At 71.5% G+C, this 15226-nt stretch carries 16 protein-coding genes; 10 read left to right on the top strand and 6 right to left on the bottom strand.

The genetic code is table 11. The annotated features are described in order from the left end of the window. Positions 1–29 precede the first annotated feature (29 nt). A complete protein-coding gene (locus ACFT32_RS33000) occupies positions 30–1508 on the bottom strand; it encodes an IucA/IucC family protein (RefSeq protein ID WP_382496699.1) in 1479 nt (492 codons plus the stop codon). A 156-nt stretch (positions 1509–1664) separates the two neighbouring features. On the opposite strand from ACFT32_RS33000, the gene ACFT32_RS32995 reads away from it, so the two are divergent. Genes ACFT32_RS32995 through ACFT32_RS32985 form a run of 3 tightly spaced genes read left to right on the top strand, consistent with a single transcriptional unit; the run spans position 1665 to position 5303 of the window. Continuing rightward, positions 1665–3161, top strand: a complete 1497-nt coding sequence (locus tag ACFT32_RS32995; RefSeq protein ID WP_382496594.1) for an IucA/IucC family protein — start codon at positions 1665–1667, stop codon at positions 3159–3161. 58 nt (positions 3162–3219) lie between these two features. Then, positions 3220–4500, top strand: a complete 1281-nt coding sequence (locus ACFT32_RS32990) for a VWA domain-containing protein (protein ID WP_382496593.1) — start codon at positions 3220–3222, stop codon at positions 4498–4500. Further along, complete coding sequence (locus ACFT32_RS32985; RefSeq protein WP_382496591.1) at positions 4500–5303, top strand: hypothetical protein; 804 nt, start codon at positions 4500–4502, stop codon at positions 5301–5303. The genes ACFT32_RS32990 and ACFT32_RS32985 overlap by 1 nt, the downstream gene beginning before the upstream one ends. Positions 5304–5357: 54 nt before the next feature. Here ACFT32_RS32985 and ACFT32_RS32980 read toward each other — a convergent pair whose 3' ends face one another. Beyond that, positions 5358–5984 (bottom strand): winged helix-turn-helix transcriptional regulator, encoded by a 627-nt coding sequence (locus ACFT32_RS32980; protein ID WP_382496589.1) that lies wholly within the window; start codon positions 5982–5984, stop codon positions 5358–5360. Positions 5985–6072: 88 nt separating this feature from the next. Between ACFT32_RS32980 and ACFT32_RS32975 the strand changes: the two genes are divergently transcribed. Further along, positions 6073–7281: a pyridoxal phosphate-dependent aminotransferase gene (locus ACFT32_RS32975; RefSeq protein ID WP_382496587.1), complete on the top strand. Its 1209-nt coding sequence runs from the start codon at positions 6073–6075 to the stop codon at positions 7279–7281. Between the two features lie 14 nt (positions 7282–7295). Here ACFT32_RS32975 and ACFT32_RS32970 read toward each other — a convergent pair whose 3' ends face one another. Continuing rightward, positions 7296–7766 (bottom strand): ATP-binding protein, encoded by a 471-nt coding sequence (locus ACFT32_RS32970; RefSeq protein ID WP_382496585.1) that lies wholly within the window; start codon positions 7764–7766, stop codon positions 7296–7298. A gap of 196 nt (positions 7767–7962) precedes the next feature. On the opposite strand from ACFT32_RS32970, the gene ACFT32_RS32965 reads away from it, so the two are divergent. Both ACFT32_RS32965 and ACFT32_RS32960 read left to right on the top strand, forming a co-directional pair. Beyond that, positions 7963–8718, top strand: a complete 756-nt coding sequence (locus ACFT32_RS32965; protein ID WP_382496698.1) for a helix-turn-helix domain-containing protein — start codon at positions 7963–7965, stop codon at positions 8716–8718. Further along, positions 8715–8972 (top strand): DUF397 domain-containing protein, encoded by a 258-nt coding sequence (locus ACFT32_RS32960; protein WP_382496584.1) that lies wholly within the window; start codon positions 8715–8717, stop codon positions 8970–8972. Before ACFT32_RS32965 ends, ACFT32_RS32960 begins: the two co-directional genes overlap by 4 nt. Here the strand turns inward: ACFT32_RS32960 and ACFT32_RS32955 are convergent. Next, the gene (locus ACFT32_RS32955; protein ID WP_382496583.1) at positions 8932–10170 is read right to left on the bottom strand and encodes an RNA-guided endonuclease InsQ/TnpB family protein; all 1239 of its coding nucleotides are present in this window, start codon (positions 10168–10170) and stop codon (positions 8932–8934) included. The genes ACFT32_RS32960 and ACFT32_RS32955 overlap by 41 nt on opposite strands. A 282-nt stretch (positions 10171–10452) precedes the next feature. Next, positions 10453–11337: a winged helix-turn-helix transcriptional regulator gene (locus ACFT32_RS32950; protein WP_382496581.1), complete on the bottom strand. Its 885-nt coding sequence runs from the start codon at positions 11335–11337 to the stop codon at positions 10453–10455. Between the two features lie 126 nt (positions 11338–11463). Between ACFT32_RS32950 and ACFT32_RS32945 the strand changes: the two genes are divergently transcribed. From ACFT32_RS32945 to ACFT32_RS32935, 3 genes are all read left to right on the top strand, one after another. Continuing rightward, positions 11464–12720: an MFS transporter gene (locus ACFT32_RS32945; protein WP_382496579.1), complete on the top strand. Its 1257-nt coding sequence runs from the start codon at positions 11464–11466 to the stop codon at positions 12718–12720. A 111-nt stretch (positions 12721–12831) separates the two neighbouring features. Then, positions 12832–13470, top strand: a complete 639-nt coding sequence (locus ACFT32_RS32940) for a hypothetical protein (RefSeq protein ID WP_382496577.1) — start codon at positions 12832–12834, stop codon at positions 13468–13470. Positions 13471–13550: 80 nt separating this feature from the next. Continuing rightward, complete coding sequence (locus ACFT32_RS32935) at positions 13551–13973, top strand: thioesterase family protein (protein WP_189721349.1); 423 nt, start codon at positions 13551–13553, stop codon at positions 13971–13973. Between the two features lie 14 nt (positions 13974–13987). On the opposite strand, the gene ACFT32_RS32930 is transcribed toward ACFT32_RS32935, so the two are convergent. Beyond that, positions 13988–14623 (bottom strand): TetR/AcrR family transcriptional regulator, encoded by a 636-nt coding sequence (locus ACFT32_RS32930; protein ID WP_382496575.1) that lies wholly within the window; start codon positions 14621–14623, stop codon positions 13988–13990. Between the two features lie 81 nt (positions 14624–14704). Here ACFT32_RS32930 and ACFT32_RS32925 point away from each other — a divergent pair, with 81 nt between their 5' ends. Continuing rightward, on the top strand, positions 14705–15112 hold the full coding sequence (locus ACFT32_RS32925; RefSeq protein ID WP_345598203.1) for a RidA family protein: 408 nt from the start codon (positions 14705–14707) through the stop codon (positions 15110–15112). Positions 15113–15226 lie beyond the last annotated feature (114 nt).

Genomic DNA, 15226 nt, shown 5'->3' with positions numbered 1-15226 from the left:
CGGGCGGGCACGCCCTGGTGACCGCGACGTCACGTTCCTTCCCTGAGCGGGTTGGGCAGCGGCAGGTAGCGGGCGTCGGCACCGTTCGCGCCCGTCCAGCGCAGCAGGAGGTTCGTCTTGGCGGGGAGGGTGGGTGAGGTGAGCAGGCCGGAGATCTCGGGCAGGTCGTGGCGGGCGAGTTCGCGGCGGGCGGCGGGCCAGGGGTCGAAGCCGGGCCGGCGTTCGGCGAGGGCGCCGGCGATCTCGGTGAGGTGGTTGACGACCAGGCAGTACACGAGCCGCTCCCAGCCGGCCTCCCGGGAGACGTCCGGGAGCAGTTTCACGCCCTCGGCGTCCCGGTACAGCGCCTGCACGGGCATGCCGTCGGCGTCCACGGCGACCAGGGTGTTCTGCAGATGCGCCTCGATGACGACGCCGTGCCGGGCGAAGGCCTCCAGGGCCGGGGGCACCACCTGCGCCAGGTACGCCGCCCACCACGCCCCGGGGTCGGCAGCGCGGTCGAGCGGGCTGCCGTCGAAGCCCTCGACGAGTCCGGCGGCGAGCAGCGGGGTCGCGCCGGGCAGGAGCCGGCCGGCGAAGCCGTCGCGGACGAGGACGGCCAGGGCCTCGAAGGCGAAGTCCGCGGTGCGGTACCCGCGGTCGCCGAGCCAGGCCGGGGGGCCGTCGAGCGTTCCGAAGTCGTCGAAGGCCGCGCACACGGCCGCGTCGGTGCGGCGCAGGGCGAGCAGGTCGTGGCGCCACAGCCGGCGGATGTCGTTGGTGATGCGCACGTCGAGGCTGAACTTCAGGAAGAGGTCGTGCCCGGGTGCGTAGAGCGTGCGGATCGCCGCCGTGGGCCAGGTGTCGAAGGCGGTCGTGCCGAGCCGGACCAGTCTGCCGTCCGCGAAGGCGTCGGCGAGCTCCGCGCTCGCCAGGTCGAGCTGCCAGGGGTGGGCCGGGAGCAGCCGGTAGCCGGGCGGGGCGGTGCCGAGGGCGTCGAGGGGGGAGGTGTCGCCCTCCTCGACGACGCTGTCCTCGCGCAGCCCGAGCAGGTTCAGCGGGAAACGGGCGTACGCCTCGGGCGCGTACGGCAGCCAGCCCGCGGCCGGACCGCCGCCGCGCGCCTTGGGGGCCGGGTGGTGGGTGTGGCCGGTGAGGAGGCACTGCTCGGAGCGCAGATAGGGATCGTCGGGCGGGGTCGCGCGGTCGCGGGCCTCCAGCAGGGCGGCCACGGCGTCCCTGCTGTCGATCATCTCGGCGGGCAGTTCGTGGTTGGACAGGCCGGTGTGCCGGCGCAGTTCCTCGGCGACGAGTTTGACCAGTTCGGTGTGGCCGACGCGCTGCCAGCCGTCCGGCCCCTCGACCTCGGGCTCGGCGGGCCGCCGCGTCCCGCGCACCCGCAGCAGACGGTCTCCGCCGGGCAGGCGGTAGATCCGGTGCTCGCCGGTCCGGCGCACCGGCCGGGCCACTTCCCGCAGCAGGCAGTTCAGCAGCGGTACGGCGGCGTACGCGTCGGCGGGCGGGGGCATGAGGTCCACGCGATCCACTCGTTTCCCTGCGTTCCTTGTGTTCTCCACGTTCCCAGCGGCCCTTCCGGGACTTCCGGACTTCCAGGCGGAGATGATCAGTATGCCGGTCGCCGTCATCGCGCCGTGACGCCCTATTCGTACCCGAGGAGCCCGCCCGTGCACCGTTTCCCCACCGCCGAGGCCGAGGTCGCCGACGAACTGGCCGTCGTACGGCCCGGCCTGTTGCCGCGGTACGAGGCCGAACTGCCCGGCGCCCGGGCGGCCGTGCTGTCCCGTCTGTGGCGCGGGCTCGCCCATGATCCGCTGCCCTGGGTGGCCCGCAGGGAGCCGGGCCGGGACGGGCTGACCCTGTTGCTGTCCGACGGCCGCCGGCTGCACGGCCCGCCGCCGGATCCGTACGCCACCGGCGACCACGTCACCGTCGTCGGGCTCGACGGGGCGGAGTACGACGATCCGGCGCGGCTGGTGACGGACCTCGCCGTCCCGCACTCCGCCTCCTTCGCCGCCGAACTCGGGCACAGTGTCGCCTCGTTGGCGCTGTCGAGAGCGGGGCAGGAGGGGCACTCGGCGGACGAGTGGCCGGGGAACGACTGGGAGTGGGAGCAGCGGATCGTCGACGGGCATCCGTTCCACCCCACCTGCCGGTCCCGGCCGGGTTTCTCGGTCGCCGAGCAACTCGCCTACGGGCCCGAGCACCGGCCGGTCGTGGAGCTGGGACTGGTGCCGGTGCGGTCGGAGGAGTGCCTGGTGACGGGGGCCTGGCCGCGGGACCTGCGGGACGGGCGGCGCGTGGTGCTGCCGGTGCACCCCTGGCAGGCGGCGCATGTGCTGAAGCGGGCGTGCGAGGAGCGGCGCGCCGGGCATCCGCTGATGTCCCTGCGGACGCTCGCCCTGCCCGGCGGGCCGCATGTCAAGACCTCGCTCAGCGCCCGGCTGACGTCGTCGGTGCGGGACATCTCGCTGCCCTCGGTCGCCGCGTCCGCGGCGCTGTCGGACTTCGCCGAGACTCCCGCCGCCCGCACGGACGGCCTGCTGCACGTGACCCGCACCCTGGGCGCCGCGGCGGCCGGTTCCCCCGACTTCGCGGCCGTGCTGCGGGAGTCGCCGCAGACATACGCCGGGAGCGGTGAACGGGTCCTGCCGGTGGCGGCGCTCGCGACCAGCGCCCTCCCCCGCTCCCCCGCCTGGCTGGCCGGCTTCGCGCGCCTCGCCCTCACCGTCGGGCTGCGGCTGCTGGAGCTGGGCGTGGCCCTGGAGGCGCACGGCCAGAACCTCCTGGTGGTCCTCTCGCCGGAGGGCGACCCGCTGCGGCTTGTCTACCGCGACCTGGCCGACATCCGCGTCAGCCCGGCCCGCCTGGCCCGGCACGGCATCACGGTGCCCGACCTGCCCGCCCGGATGGTCACGGACGACGAACGCACGCTGCGCCGCAAGCTGTTCGGCTCGCTGGTGGCGGGCGCGCTGGCCGGTACGGCGGGGTCGGGAGCGGCGCTGACGGCGGCACTGGAGACGGCCGTGGACGACCTTCCGCGCACCCCGGACCTCGCGGCACTCCGCACGGAACCCCTGCCCACCAAGGCGCTGACACTGATGCGGCTCTCGCCGCAGATGCCCGGGGACCAATGGGCGGAACTGCCCAATCCCCTTGCGTGAAACCCGCCTTGGAGCCCGGCTTTTGGAGCACGACCCCGGAGATCAATAAGATCCGCCGATGATCACAAGAAAACGGCTGGCGGCGGGCGTCTGCGCCCTGCTCGTCGCGCTGACGGCCGGGATCGCCTTCCCGGCCGGAGCGGCCGCCGGCGAACCCACGGGCCAGGCCGCCCCCAAGGTCGACCTCGTCCTCGATGTGAGCGGCTCGATGCGGGCGCGGGACATCGACGGACAGTCGCGGATGGCCGCCGCGAAGCAGGCGTTCAACGAGGTGCTCGACGCGACGCCCGAGGAGGTCGAACTCGGCATCCGCACCCTCGGCGCCGACTACCCCGGGGACGACCGGAAGACGGGCTGCAAGGACACCGCGCAGCTCTACCCGGTCGGCCCGCTGGACCGCACCGAGGCCAAGACGGCCGTCGCCACGCTCACCCCGACGGGCTGGACGCCGATCGGCCCGGCCCTGCTGAAGGCGGCCGACGACCTGGACGGCGGCGACGGGTCCAAGCGCATCGTGCTGATCAGCGACGGCGAGGACACCTGTGCCCCGCTCGACCCGTGCGAGGTGGCCCGCGAGATCGCGGCGGAGGGCATCGGCCTGACCATCGACACACTGGGCCTGGTGCCGACCGCCAAGCTGAGCAGGCAGCTGAGCTGCATCGCCGAGGCCACCGGCGGTACCTACACCTCGGTGGAGCACCAGGACGAACTCACCGACAAGGTCAACCAGTTGGTGGACCGGGCGGCCGATCCGGTGGTGACGCCGGTGGCGGCCGAGGGCGCGTCCCGGTGCTCGGAGGCACCGACGCTGAAGTCGGGCCTGTACAGCGACCGGGAGGAGTTCGGGCAGCAGCGCTGGTACCGGGTGGACGTCCTGCCGGGGCAGGAGCTGCGCGCCTCGGTGAGCGTGGCGGCGGACCGGGCAGTGAACCCGGCCTACGGCGTGCTGCTGCGGGCCGTGACGCTCAAGGGCCGGGAGATCGTGCGCGGCGAGGCGGCGGGCAACGGCCGTACGGACGTGATCTCGACGGGGCTCAGATACCCCGAGCCCGAGCGCGACGACGCCGACGCCGACGGTGACAAGCCGGCCGCGGAGGCCGTGTGCCTGGCGGTCACCCACTCCTTCTCGGCGGCTTCCGGCGTGAAGACCACGCCCGGGCTGCCGCTGGAGCTGACCGTCGACGTCGTGGACGGGCCGAGCCAGGCGGGCGACGTGGCCTCCTTCGGCCTAGGCCGCGGCTGGTGGCTGCTCGGCGCGCTGATCCTCACCGGCTTCCTCGCCGGTCTCGTCTGGGGCTGGCTGTCGCGCTGGCGGGTCGCGGTCTGGAGGACCAACTGATGCGAGTGATACGTGCGTTGAGCGCCGCGTTGCTGACCCTGGGGCTCGGGGCCGCTCCTGCCGCGGCCGACGCCTCGCCGAGCCCGTCGCAGGACACCTCGGCGGCACCCACCCGGGCGGGCACCTCCTTCCGTACCGCGACGGAGTTCGAGCAGGGGCAGCGCGCCACCGCGAGCGGCTCCACCGGCGACTACCTGTACTGGTCGTTCCCCGCCGACACCGGGCAGCGCCCCACGGTCACGGCGAAGGTGAAGCTGCCGGACACCCACGCGCCGCAGACCTGGCAGATCGACGTGTACGACGGTCTGCGCCGCCGCCAGGCATGCCAGTACGAGGCGCAGACACGCACCGCCGCCGCGGACGCCGCCTCCGTCGAACTGGCCTGCGCACTGCGCACGGTCCGCGCCTGGTCGGAGCCGTGGGCGAACGACCCGCTGCCGGGCACGTACTACGTCCGGCTGACGGTCACCGGCGTCGCCGCCTCCGACCTGGGCCTCCCGGTCGACTCCGAAGTGCGGGTCGACTCCAAGGACATCGGCGGATCCGCGGCGGTGGACGGCTCGCTGGCCGAGCCGCTGGTGCCGGGGATCGCGACGCGGTCCGGGTCCGGGTCCGGGGACGAGGAGGAGTCCTCGGCGGTGCTGGCCGGGCTTGAACCCGAGGACGGCTGGGCATCCGGCTGGTGGTCGGACCGGTGGGTGTGGACCGCGGTGGGCGGCGTGCTGGCCGCGCTGGCGGGGGTCGCCGGATACGCGCTGACGCGCGGCTCGGGGCGGCCGTCGGGTGTGCCGCCCGCTGCCTGACCTGAACCGGACTCGGACTCGGACTCGGAAGGCCCGCTTCGTGCGGGCCTTCTGTCATGTGTCGCGCAGTGCCTTGGCGAGCGTGCCCTCGCCGCTCACCTCGACGCGGCCCTCCCTGACTGCCTGGACCAGGCTCAGCTCGCCCCGGCCGATGGCCGTACAGGTGCCGGTGTCCAGCACCAGCCGGGCGTCCGGCTCCCCGGGGGCGGGCCCGTCGCCGTACACGGGTCCGTCCTCGGCACCGGCGTGGAGATGGAAGTGCCCTTCTTCCAGGCGGACTTCGACGAGCCCCTCCCCGTCCAGCCGACGCAGCAGGGGCAGGGCGAACCAGTGCGCCCGTACCGCGTCAGTCGGCCGCCGCTCCCCCAGTTCCGCCTGCCCCCACTCCCCCAGCGCCTGGAGTACCGGCAGCAACTCCCGCCCTCGGCCGGTGAGTTCGTACACCGAGGCCGCACCGGGCGGTGGCAGCCGGCGCCGGGTCGCGAGGCCGTCGCGCTCCATGTCCCTGAGCCGGGAGGCGAGTACGTCCGTGCTGACGCCGGGCAGGTCCGCGTGCAGGTCGGTGTAGCGGCGGGGACCGGCGAGGAGCTCCCGGACGATCAGCAGGGTCCAGCGGTCGCCGACCAGGTCGAGCGCGCGGGCGGCGGAACAGTACTGGTCGTAGCTTCGGCGAGGTGGCATGCGACGCAGTCTAGACAAGTTGTTGGACTTTCCAAGCGGCTACTTGGTAAAACCAAGCAACACCAGATAGCCGAGGGGAAGCGCGCGCATGGAGTTCCGGCAGTCGAGCAAGCTCAGCGAGGTCTGTTACGAGATCCGCGGCCCGGTGATAGAACACGCCAACGCGCTGGAGGAGGCGGGCCACAGTGTGCTGCGCCTGAACACCGGCAACCCCGCGCTCTTCGGGTTCGAGGCGCCGGAGGAGATCCTCCAGGACATGATCCGGATGCTGCCGCAGGCGCACGGCTACACCGACTCGCGCGGTGTGCTCTCCGCCCGCCGGGCGGTGGCCCAGCGCTACCAGACGCTGGGCCTGGAGGTCGGCGTCGACGACGTCTTCCTCGGCAACGGCGTGTCCGAGCTGGTCTCCATGGCCGTACAGGCGCTGCTCGAGGACGGCGACGAGGTCCTGATCCCCGCCCCGGACTTCCCTCTCTGGACGGCGGTGACGACCCTCGCGGGCGGCAAGGCGGTCCACTACCTGTGCGACGAGCAGGCCGACTGGTACCCCGACCTGGACGACATGGCCTCGAAGATCACGGACCGGACCAAGGCGGTCGTGATCATCAACCCGAACAACCCCACCGGCGCGGTCTACCCGAAGGAGATCGTCGAGGGCATCCTCGACCTCGCCCGGCGGCACGGCCTGATGGTGTTCGCCGACGAGATCTACGACCAGATCCTCTACGACGACGCCGTGCACCACTCGGCCGCCGCTCTCGCCCCCGACCTGGTCGTCCTCACCTTCTGCGGGCTGTCGAAGACCTACCGCGTGGCGGGCTTCCGCTCCGGCTGGCTGGTGGTCACGGGCCCGAGGCAGCACGCCAAGGACTATCTGGAGGGCCTCACCATGCTGGCCTCCATGCGGCTGTGCGCCAACGCGCCCGCCCAGTACGCCATCCAGGCCGCGCTCGGCGGGCGGCAGTCCATCGGTGACCTCACCAGGCCGGGCGGGCGACTGCTGGAGCAGCGGGACGTGGCCTGGCAGAAACTCAACGAGATCCCGGGCGTGACCTGCGTGAAGCCGAAGGGCGCGCTGTACGCCTTCCCGCGCATCGACCCACAGGTGCACAAGATCCACGACGACGAGAAGTTCGTCCTCGACCTCCTGCTGCGCGAGAAGATCCAGGTCGTCCAGGGCACCGGCTTCAACTGGCCCACCCCGGATCACTTCCGGATCCTGACCCTGCCGCACGCGGACGACCTGGAAGCGGCGATCGGGCGGATCGGGCGATTCCTCGGCGGGTATCGACAGTAGCGGCCGGCCGACGGTCACCCCAGGGCGACTTCGCACCAGACGGTCTTGGTGTAGGGGTCGCCACAGGTCGTTCCCCAGTGGGTGGACAGGGCTTCGACTAGGAGGAGGCCCCGTCCGGAGATCAGGTCGGACACGGGAAGGGTGCCGGGTGCGGGTGGGCGGCGGTCGGGACGCGGGTCCGTGACTTCGATACGGAGGGCGGGGTCCGCCGAGTAGAGGGTCAGTCGCAGTCGGAAGTCACGCCCTCGCACGCGACCGTGCCGGATGGCGTTCGTGGCGAGTTCGGCCACGAGGAGTGAGGTCGTGCGGTTGGGCTCACTGTCGTACGACCGGCCCCAGCTGTGGAGTTGCTCTGCCGCGAGGCGACGGGCAAGGCGGGCGCCTCTGGGGGTGGCCGAGAGACGGATCGCGAAGTGGCCGGTGGGACCGCCGGGTCGGGCGGGCTCAAGGCCGAGGGCCGTCGAGTGGGCAGTATCGGCGTTCATGTCACTCAGCGTGGTCGGATGTCTCTACGCTGACCAGCAACGACGACGGTACGCAGCGTCACTGTCCGGTCGCTGTCCGGCTCTGTCCGGGCGGCGCGGCGTTACGCGGTGCGGTGGTGCGGAGTTGGGTTCGGGCGGCAGGTGGAGGTGTCCGGGTGTGGGCGTGACGGTGCAGGGGTCGCAGAACGGGGACGGGATGGAGCCGTACGGTGCCGACGACGAGGAGTCGGCAGGAGTACTGCGGACGGTCGGCAGGGTCATCAAAACCTGCCGCGAACGGAAAGGGCTCCGGCAGGCCGAGTTGGGGACGGCCATCGGGTACAGCGAGGAGCAGGTGTCCTCGGTGGAGCGGGGGCGGCGGGCACCGAGCCCGACGTTTCTGGAGGCGGCCGATCAGGTGCTGGACGCCGGAGGCCTGATCGTCGGGCTGCGGAGGGACGTGGAGGAGGCCCGGTATCCGAAGAAGGTACGGGATCTGGCGAAGCTGGAGGCGGAGGCGGTCGAACTGTGCGCCTACGCCAACTCCGTCGTCCATGGCCTGCTCCAGACGCCGGAGTACGCGGGAGCGTTGTACGGGATGCGGCGTCCGCCCTTCGCTGAGGACGAGGTCGAACGGCTCGTCGCTGCACGCCTGGCGCGGCAGGAGATCTTCGACCGGCAGCCCAGTCCCGTCTTCAGTTTCGTCCTGGAAGAGGTGACGCTGCGCCGCCCGCTCGGGGGCAGAATGGTGATGCGGAGGCAGCTCGAACGCCTGTTGGAGGTCGGCCGGCGGCGAAACGTGGAGATCCAGGTGATGCCCACGAATCGTGAGGACCACGCCGGTCTGGACGGATCGCTTCAGTTGCTGCGCCTTCAGAAGGTCTTCGAGGTCCGCTATGGCATCATCCGGGCCCAAGCTCTCACGCCCCGCGAGTCGCTGGCCTTCATTGAGAAAGTATTGGGAGAGACATGATGACCAACCCCACGTCGGGCAACGGTTCCGCGCTGGAGTGGTTCAAGAGCAGCTACAGCACCGCTGACGGCCCGGAGTGCGTGGAGGTCGCCTTCGCGCCCCAGAGCATTCACATACGGGACTCGAAGCGCGTACAGGGCGCGCAACTCGCTTTCGGGGCTCAGCAGTGGGCCGCCTTCGTCTCGTACGCCGCAGATCAGTCAACTACCGGCGCTAAAGCGCCGGGCTTGCGCAACGGGCACCACTGGCGGTGATGCTGCGTTCGCGTCCAGCCCCCTCCCGCTGACGCGGTGGTGGGGCGGGGGCCGTTGACGAGGCCCCGCGTCGCCACAACTCCCACGCACGAGCGCGAATGTTGCGGGAGCCATTGCGGTCTGCGTGATCAACGAATCCGCAGGACCGGCACGCGAACCGGTCCTGGGAGACCCGGTTCGCCCTGTCGATGTGGCCGCATTCGGCGCAGGTGCGGGAGGTGTACGCCGGGTCGACGTACACCACCGGCACTCCCGCCCGGCGGGCCTTGTACGCGATGAACTGCCCCAGCTGGGCAAAGGACCAGCTGGAGTGGGTGGCCCGTTGGGGCTTGCGGAGCCGTACCCGTTCGCGGATGCCCGTCAGCTCTTCCAGGGCGATCCCGCGACCGGTGCGTTCTGCCTCGGCCACCACGTGTTTCGCGATCTTGTGGTTGATGTCCTTCGCCCGCCGCGCCTCCTTGCGCCTGCGCTTCTTCAGGCGGCGCTTGGCGGAGGGAGTGTTCTTCTTCTGGAGTTTGGTGCGCAGTGTCCGTTCCCGGGTGCGGGCGCGGTTGATCTCGCGTCCGGCCATGATCTCGCCGTCGGAGGTGGTGGCGATGTTGACGATGCCCAGGTCGACGCCGAGGAAGTCGTGCGGATCGGTGTTCGGCTCGGGCTCGGGGACCTCGCAGGTCGCCAGCAGAAACCACTTGCCGTCCCGGCACAGCAAGTCCGACTCGCCCTTGCGGTACAGGGCCAGCGTGGCCAGCTGCTCCGCAGAGGCGGTGAAGGCCACGTCCTTGATGCGCCCGGCCACGGTCCAGACCGAGACCCGCCGCCCTGCCATCTGCCAGGACAACATCCGGTCGTCATACGGCTGCGCCCCTTCCGGCCGGAAGACGATCGGCTTCTCGGTGGCCTTTTGGTACCGCTTCGAGCCGGGCCTGCCCAGGTTCCCCGCCGTCAGGTTCGCCTTCAGCGTGGCGTACGCGTCGCACGTCTTCTTGATCACGTGCTGGGCGGCCTGCGCCCCCAGCCCCCACCGCGTCTTGATCTCGCCGTAGGTGTGCTCACGCAGCGCGAAGTTCCGCTTCACGTCCTTCTCGAAGGCCACACCGCTGGCCCAGGTGGCTGCCTCGTTGCAGGCGCGCAGAGTCGCCTCAAGTGCCGCCGCCTGCTGGGGCGTCGGCAGCAGTCTCACCTGCATGGTCAGCTTCACGATCACCCAACGTACACACACGTACGACCACCAACCGCACGTTCCCGCTTGATCACCCGACAGGGTGAATGCGTCACCGCACACCCTCCGGCTCCGCGACAGACGACACCCGCCCGCTCCGCGGCCGGGTACAGGCAGCGATACCGCGGCGCTGCGCGCCGCGAGCACGAGGATGCGATTCCTCCCAGGGCTGAAGCCCTGGGGTTCCTCGCAAGAACAGGCTGAAGTACGCCCACCGACGCCCCGCGTCCGGTTCCGTACCGGCCCGGGGCGTCGACACGTTCAGCTCCCCGCCGCCACCGCCCGTACCACCGCCAGCGCCTCGCGCACCGCCCCCGGGATGTCCGTCACCGGGAAGTGCGCCTGGCGCACCACGCGTTGGCGGTCCACCACCAGCACCGCCCGCTTCACCCGCAGGGCCTGCCCGGCACGGAACACCGGAAGCCGCAGAGCGGCGGCGAGGCGCAGATCGACGTCCGAGAGCAAGGTGAAGGGGATGCCCTCCTCGGCCGCGAACAGCCGCTGCTCGTCCGGGCGTTGCGTACTCACACCGCGCACTTCGGCGCCCGCCGCGCGGAAGTCGTCGTACGCGTCCCGGAACAACCGGTTCTCCAGCGTGCAGCCGATGGCACCCGGAATGTCGGCCCACCCGTCCGGCAACGGAGCCGGGCGACCGGTCGCGGGGTAGCAGAACAGCACGGTGGCAGCGGCCTCCGCCACCGGGTCCAGCGGCTCACCGTCCCGGTGCCCCGGCAGTTCGAGGATCGGCAGCCGCTCGCCCACCAGGCCCGCCACCCGCAGGGCCTCCGCACTGTCCGCGTCGGCCGTGCCGCTCAGTGAGCCGTCGCCGAGCAGCCAGCGGTCCGCCCAGTCCTGCATCGAGAGCAGCACGGGCAGCAGCCCCCGCCCGCTCTCGGTGAGCCGGTACTCGTACCGCACCGGGCCGGTCTGGTACGGAACCCTCTCCAGGACCTCCGCCTCCACCAGGTGCGCAAGGCGCTCGGTCAGCACCTTCCGGGAGATCCCCAACTCCCCCTGAAGCACGTCGAACCGGTGGTGCCCGCGTGCGGTCTCCCTGACCAGCAGCAGGCTCCACCAGTCCCCGACCACCGCCGCCGCCTGCGCGATCGCACAGGCGGCGTCCCGCTGGGGCACTGACCTGACCATGAGCCTCCTGTCTCGCGGATCCAACATCCGGGCTTCGAAACCATCTTGCGCCATGGGGTCAGTTCCGGATAGGAACTGATTCGAAGTCAGGTAAGTTCCCAAAAGAGACTCACTGAAGGGCATCGCATGAGCGAGACGCCGACGGTCCCGGAGCGCGATCTCCACCGCACTCACCACGCGACCACGCCTCCGGCCGTCTTCTGGCGCTATTGGGCCGCTGCCACCGTCAGCAACGCGGGCACGGCCGTGACCGCCCTCGCCCTCCCCCTGGTCGCCCTCACAGTCCTCGACGCCACCGCGCTCCAGGCTGCCCTGCTCGCCGCCGCCGGACAGATCTCCTGGCTGCTGCTCAGCCTCCCGGCCGGAGTGATCGCCCAGCGCGTCCCGCTCCGCCGCCTCCAGGTCACCCTCGATCTCGTACGGTTCGCCGCCGTCGGATCCCTCCCGCTCGCCTGGTGGCTCGACCGGCTCACCTACCCGCACCTGTTGCTCGCCGCTCTGGTCACCGGCGCCGCGACCGTGCTCTTCGACATCGGCAACTCGACCTTTCTGCCCGCCATCGTCCCGGACCGGCAGCTCGCCGCCCGCAACAGCCTGATGTCCGGCACACACGCCGTCACCGAGACCGGAGGGCCTTCCGGGGGCGGCCTCCTCGTGCAGGCCGCGGGCCCGGTCGGGGCACTGCTCGTGGACTCGGCCAGCTATCTGCTCTCCGCCGTGCTGCTGCGTACGCTCCCCGAGCGCCGTCCCGCTCCCCGCTCCGGCGACGGCGCCCTCCGGCTGATCCGCGAGGGCTGGACGTATGTGACGCGGCACCCGGTGATGCTGCCCTGCATGCTCTGGGCCACCGCGACGAACTTCGTCTGCGCCGCCCTGGTCGCCCTCACTCCCTTGTATCTGGTCAGGGAGGCCGGACTGACGCCCGGAGAACTCGGCTTGGTGCTCGCCCTGGACGGAGTCGGCGCGCTCGCGGGAGCCGCCGTGGCGGTTCGGCTCACCCGGCGGTTCGGCACGGCCCGGGGCCTCGTCGGTGCGGCGCTGGCCGGGGGCGGTGCCGCCCTGCTGGTCCCGCTGACCACATCCGCCGCCGACGCGTACTGGTTCGCCCTGGGCAACGCCGGCTTCGCCTGCGGCGTCGCCATCGGGTCGATCACCACCCGCACCCACCGCCAGACCGAGTCGCCGCCCGAGCTTCTCTCCCGCGTCATGGCCACCGTCCGCTTCGTCTCCTGGGGCGCCCAGCCCCTCGGCGCCCTCAGCGCCGGCCTGCTCGCCACGTACGCGGGGACGCACGCGACCCTGTGGATGGTGTGCGCGGCCGCGCTCCTGCCGCCGCTGTATCTGCTCGCGGTGCCCGTGGGCCGCCGCCGGGACCTCGTCTGACACGGACGCCCTGGGCGGGGAGCTGTCCCGGCGGGGAATGTCAGTGGCGGGTCGTAGCCTTCGAGCAGATGGGGCGAGTGCCCCGAGGCCTGCGCCGGAGAGGAGCGCGCCGTGACCCGACCGCCGACCGCCGCGCAGCGGCGTGTCATCGACGCCGCCGACCCGGTGACCGGGCGGCTCCGGGGTACGGAGGCGCAGCTCGCGGCGCTGGTGAAGCGGGGGCTGGCCTTCCGGCACCCCCGGCCGCCGCACGATCACTTTCTGACGCCGGAGGGGCATCGGGTACGGCAGGGCGTGACGGGGACGCCCGAGCCGGCCGGTGAGGCCCCCGCGTCGGCGGGCGTCTTCGCTGCGCGCCTCGGGGGTGAGGAGGCGGCGCCGGAAACCGGGCGGCCGGTCCGGCGCCGTGAGGTGCACAGCGCCTGGCAGGGCCTGCTGGAGCTGCGCCGGATGACCAACCCGGACGGGGCCACGGACCGGCCGTGCGGCTGGGAGCGTGCGCATCTGGCGGAGGCCGCCGCGCTCGCCCTGGAGGCGGCCGGGCACCCTCCGGCCGGGCCGGGGCCGGGCGCCTCGGGGTACCGGGTGCGGACGACTCCGCAGCCGGAGGCCGTGGCCGTGCACGAGCCGGACGGCGAGGCACTGCGCGCCTGCGCGGCGACCCTGGAGGGGGCAGGCTGGCAGGTGAGCGACCACCGCGAACCGCGAACCGGAACCCGGTATCTCCTGGCTTCGCCGCGCAGAGCGTGATGAACATGCCAAGATCAGTGGATCGATGTGCGATGCATCAGAGTCCGGTGCGAGAGAGTCCGGTGCGAGAGGGGAATGCCGTGAGCGAGCCGTTTTCCGTCCCTGTGACCGTCCGTGGTTACGAGACCGATGTGCAGGGCCACCTCAACCAGAGCGTGTACCTGAACTACGCGGAGCACGCCCGCTGGTCGTTGCTGCACGCCGCGGGGATCAGCCAGTCCGCGCTCACGGGCACCGGCGTGGGCCCGGTGGCCCTGGAGACGACCATCCGCTACAAACGGGAGCTGCTCGCGGGCGACGAGGTCGAGGTGACGTGCGCCTTCGACTGGGGCAGCGGCAAGACGTTCCGTATCGAGCAGACCGTCCGCAAGACCGACGGCACGGTGGCGGCCGAGATCACGGCGGTCGGCGGCATCCTGGATCTCAAGGAACGCAGGCTGGTCGCCGACCCCGCGAAGGTCTTCAAGGAACTGGCCACGGACCCGGGGCTGTTCGGGCTCTAGGGCCTGTCTCCCGGTCACGAGAGCCGAGCCCGGCCGGGGGCATCCGGCCGGCCCCAGCCGCGTTCGACCGACTGGCGGCATCGGTCAGGTTCGTCTCCTGCGCTGGTGAACAGTGCGGTCAGCATGGGCGCTCCGTGGGCGAGTGCCTGGTGCGGCAGGGGGCCTGTGGCGACGAGTGAGGCAAGGCCGTGGCCGATGAGCCAGCTCTGTGTCGCCAGCTCCAGCGGGTCGACCTCGTCGCGGAAGCGGCTGTTGGTCTTGGCCCGGTCGATGGCGCGGACGAGGCGGTGCAGTGTTTCGTCCGCGGCGCCGGTGTCTTCGAGGTCGAAGCCCGCGTCGAACATAACGCGGTAGAGATCGGGGTTCTCCATGGCATTGGCCAGGTAGGCGGCCCCCAGTGCGGAGAGGTCTCGTACCGGGTCCGAGGACATCTTGACGGCCGCGAGTCGGGCGGCCAGGCGTGTGAAGCCTTCCTGTCGCAACGCTTTCCACAGGCCGTCCATGCCGCCGAAGTAGGTGTAGACGGCCATCGTTGACACGCCGGTTCCGGCGACCAGGGTGCGGAGTGTGACCGGTTGCCTCGTCCGCAGCATCTGTGCGGCCCGGTCGAGCAGCAGAGAGCGGACCGCTGGATCTTTCGTCCTCGCCATGGCCTCACAATACATAGCGTCGCTATGCTTTCATGGAGTGCTGATCTTGCTGCTCCTGACGCCAAGAGGAAGAGGCCGTTCATGTCCGTGACGCTGGTCAATCCCGAGGGGCTGCCGAAGCCCGAGGTCTACCGGCAGTTGTCGGTCGCCACCGGATCGAAGCTGGTGTTCCTTGCGGGTCAGGTCGCCCGTGATGCCGACGGCCGCCCCGTGGGCGAGGGAGACTTCGCTGCCCAGGTCGAGCAGTGCTATCTCAATATCGGCACCGCTCTGGCCGGGATCGGCGGCTCCTTCGATGACGTGGCGAAGCTGACCGTCTATGTCGTCGACTGGAGTCCCGAGAAGATGCCGCTGCTGGGTGAGGGCGTGGGCCGGGCGGCAGCGAAGCTGGGCATCGATCCGGTCAAGCCGATCACCCTGCTGGGCGTTGCGGCGCTGGGGGAACCCGACCTCCTGGTCGAGGTCGAGGCCACCGCGGTCATCGAATAGCCGTATCACTGCGAGCAGGCGGACCGTGGGGCCTGGGAGAGGCTCTTGCGGCACGTTCAGTCCGCCGCCGACACCGAAGGCGGCATCGACTGGAACATCAACGTCGACTCCACC

The organism is Streptomyces sp. NPDC057002 (assembly GCF_042673825.1).
GTDB lineage: Bacteria > Actinomycetota > Actinomycetes > Streptomycetales > Streptomycetaceae > Streptomyces.
This window is presented reverse-complemented; position numbering and strand designations above follow the sequence as displayed.

Excerpts from the sequence above, each read along its gene's own strand:
- ACFT32_RS32925 (WP_345598203.1), top strand. The coding sequence starts at position 14,705 with ATGTCCGTGACGCTGGTCAATCCCGAGGGGCTGCCGAAGCCCGAGGTC.
- ACFT32_RS32980 (WP_382496589.1), bottom strand. The coding sequence starts at position 5,984 with ATGCCACCTCGCCGAAGCTACGACCAGTACTGTTCCGCCGCCCGCGCG.
- ACFT32_RS32950 (WP_382496581.1), bottom strand. The coding sequence starts at position 11,337 with ATGGTCAGGTCAGTGCCCCAGCGGGACGCCGCCTGTGCGATCGCGCAG.
- ACFT32_RS32975 (WP_382496587.1), top strand. The coding sequence starts at position 6,073 with ATGGAGTTCCGGCAGTCGAGCAAGCTCAGCGAGGTCTGTTACGAGATC.
- ACFT32_RS32970 (WP_382496585.1), bottom strand. The coding sequence starts at position 7,766 with ATGAACGCCGATACTGCCCACTCGACGGCCCTCGGCCTTGAGCCCGCC.
- ACFT32_RS33000 (WP_382496699.1), bottom strand. The coding sequence starts at position 1,508 with ATGCCCCCGCCCGCCGACGCGTACGCCGCCGTACCGCTGCTGAACTGC.
- ACFT32_RS32990 (WP_382496593.1), top strand. The coding sequence starts at position 3,220 with ATGATCACAAGAAAACGGCTGGCGGCGGGCGTCTGCGCCCTGCTCGTC.
- ACFT32_RS32960 (WP_382496584.1), top strand. The coding sequence starts at position 8,715 with ATGATGACCAACCCCACGTCGGGCAACGGTTCCGCGCTGGAGTGGTTC.
- ACFT32_RS32965 (WP_382496698.1), top strand. The coding sequence starts at position 7,963 with ATGGAGCCGTACGGTGCCGACGACGAGGAGTCGGCAGGAGTACTGCGG.
- ACFT32_RS32945 (WP_382496579.1), top strand. The coding sequence starts at position 11,464 with ATGAGCGAGACGCCGACGGTCCCGGAGCGCGATCTCCACCGCACTCAC.
- ACFT32_RS32930 (WP_382496575.1), bottom strand. The coding sequence starts at position 14,623 with ATGGCGAGGACGAAAGATCCAGCGGTCCGCTCTCTGCTGCTCGACCGG.
- ACFT32_RS32985 (WP_382496591.1), top strand. The coding sequence starts at position 4,500 with ATGCGAGTGATACGTGCGTTGAGCGCCGCGTTGCTGACCCTGGGGCTC.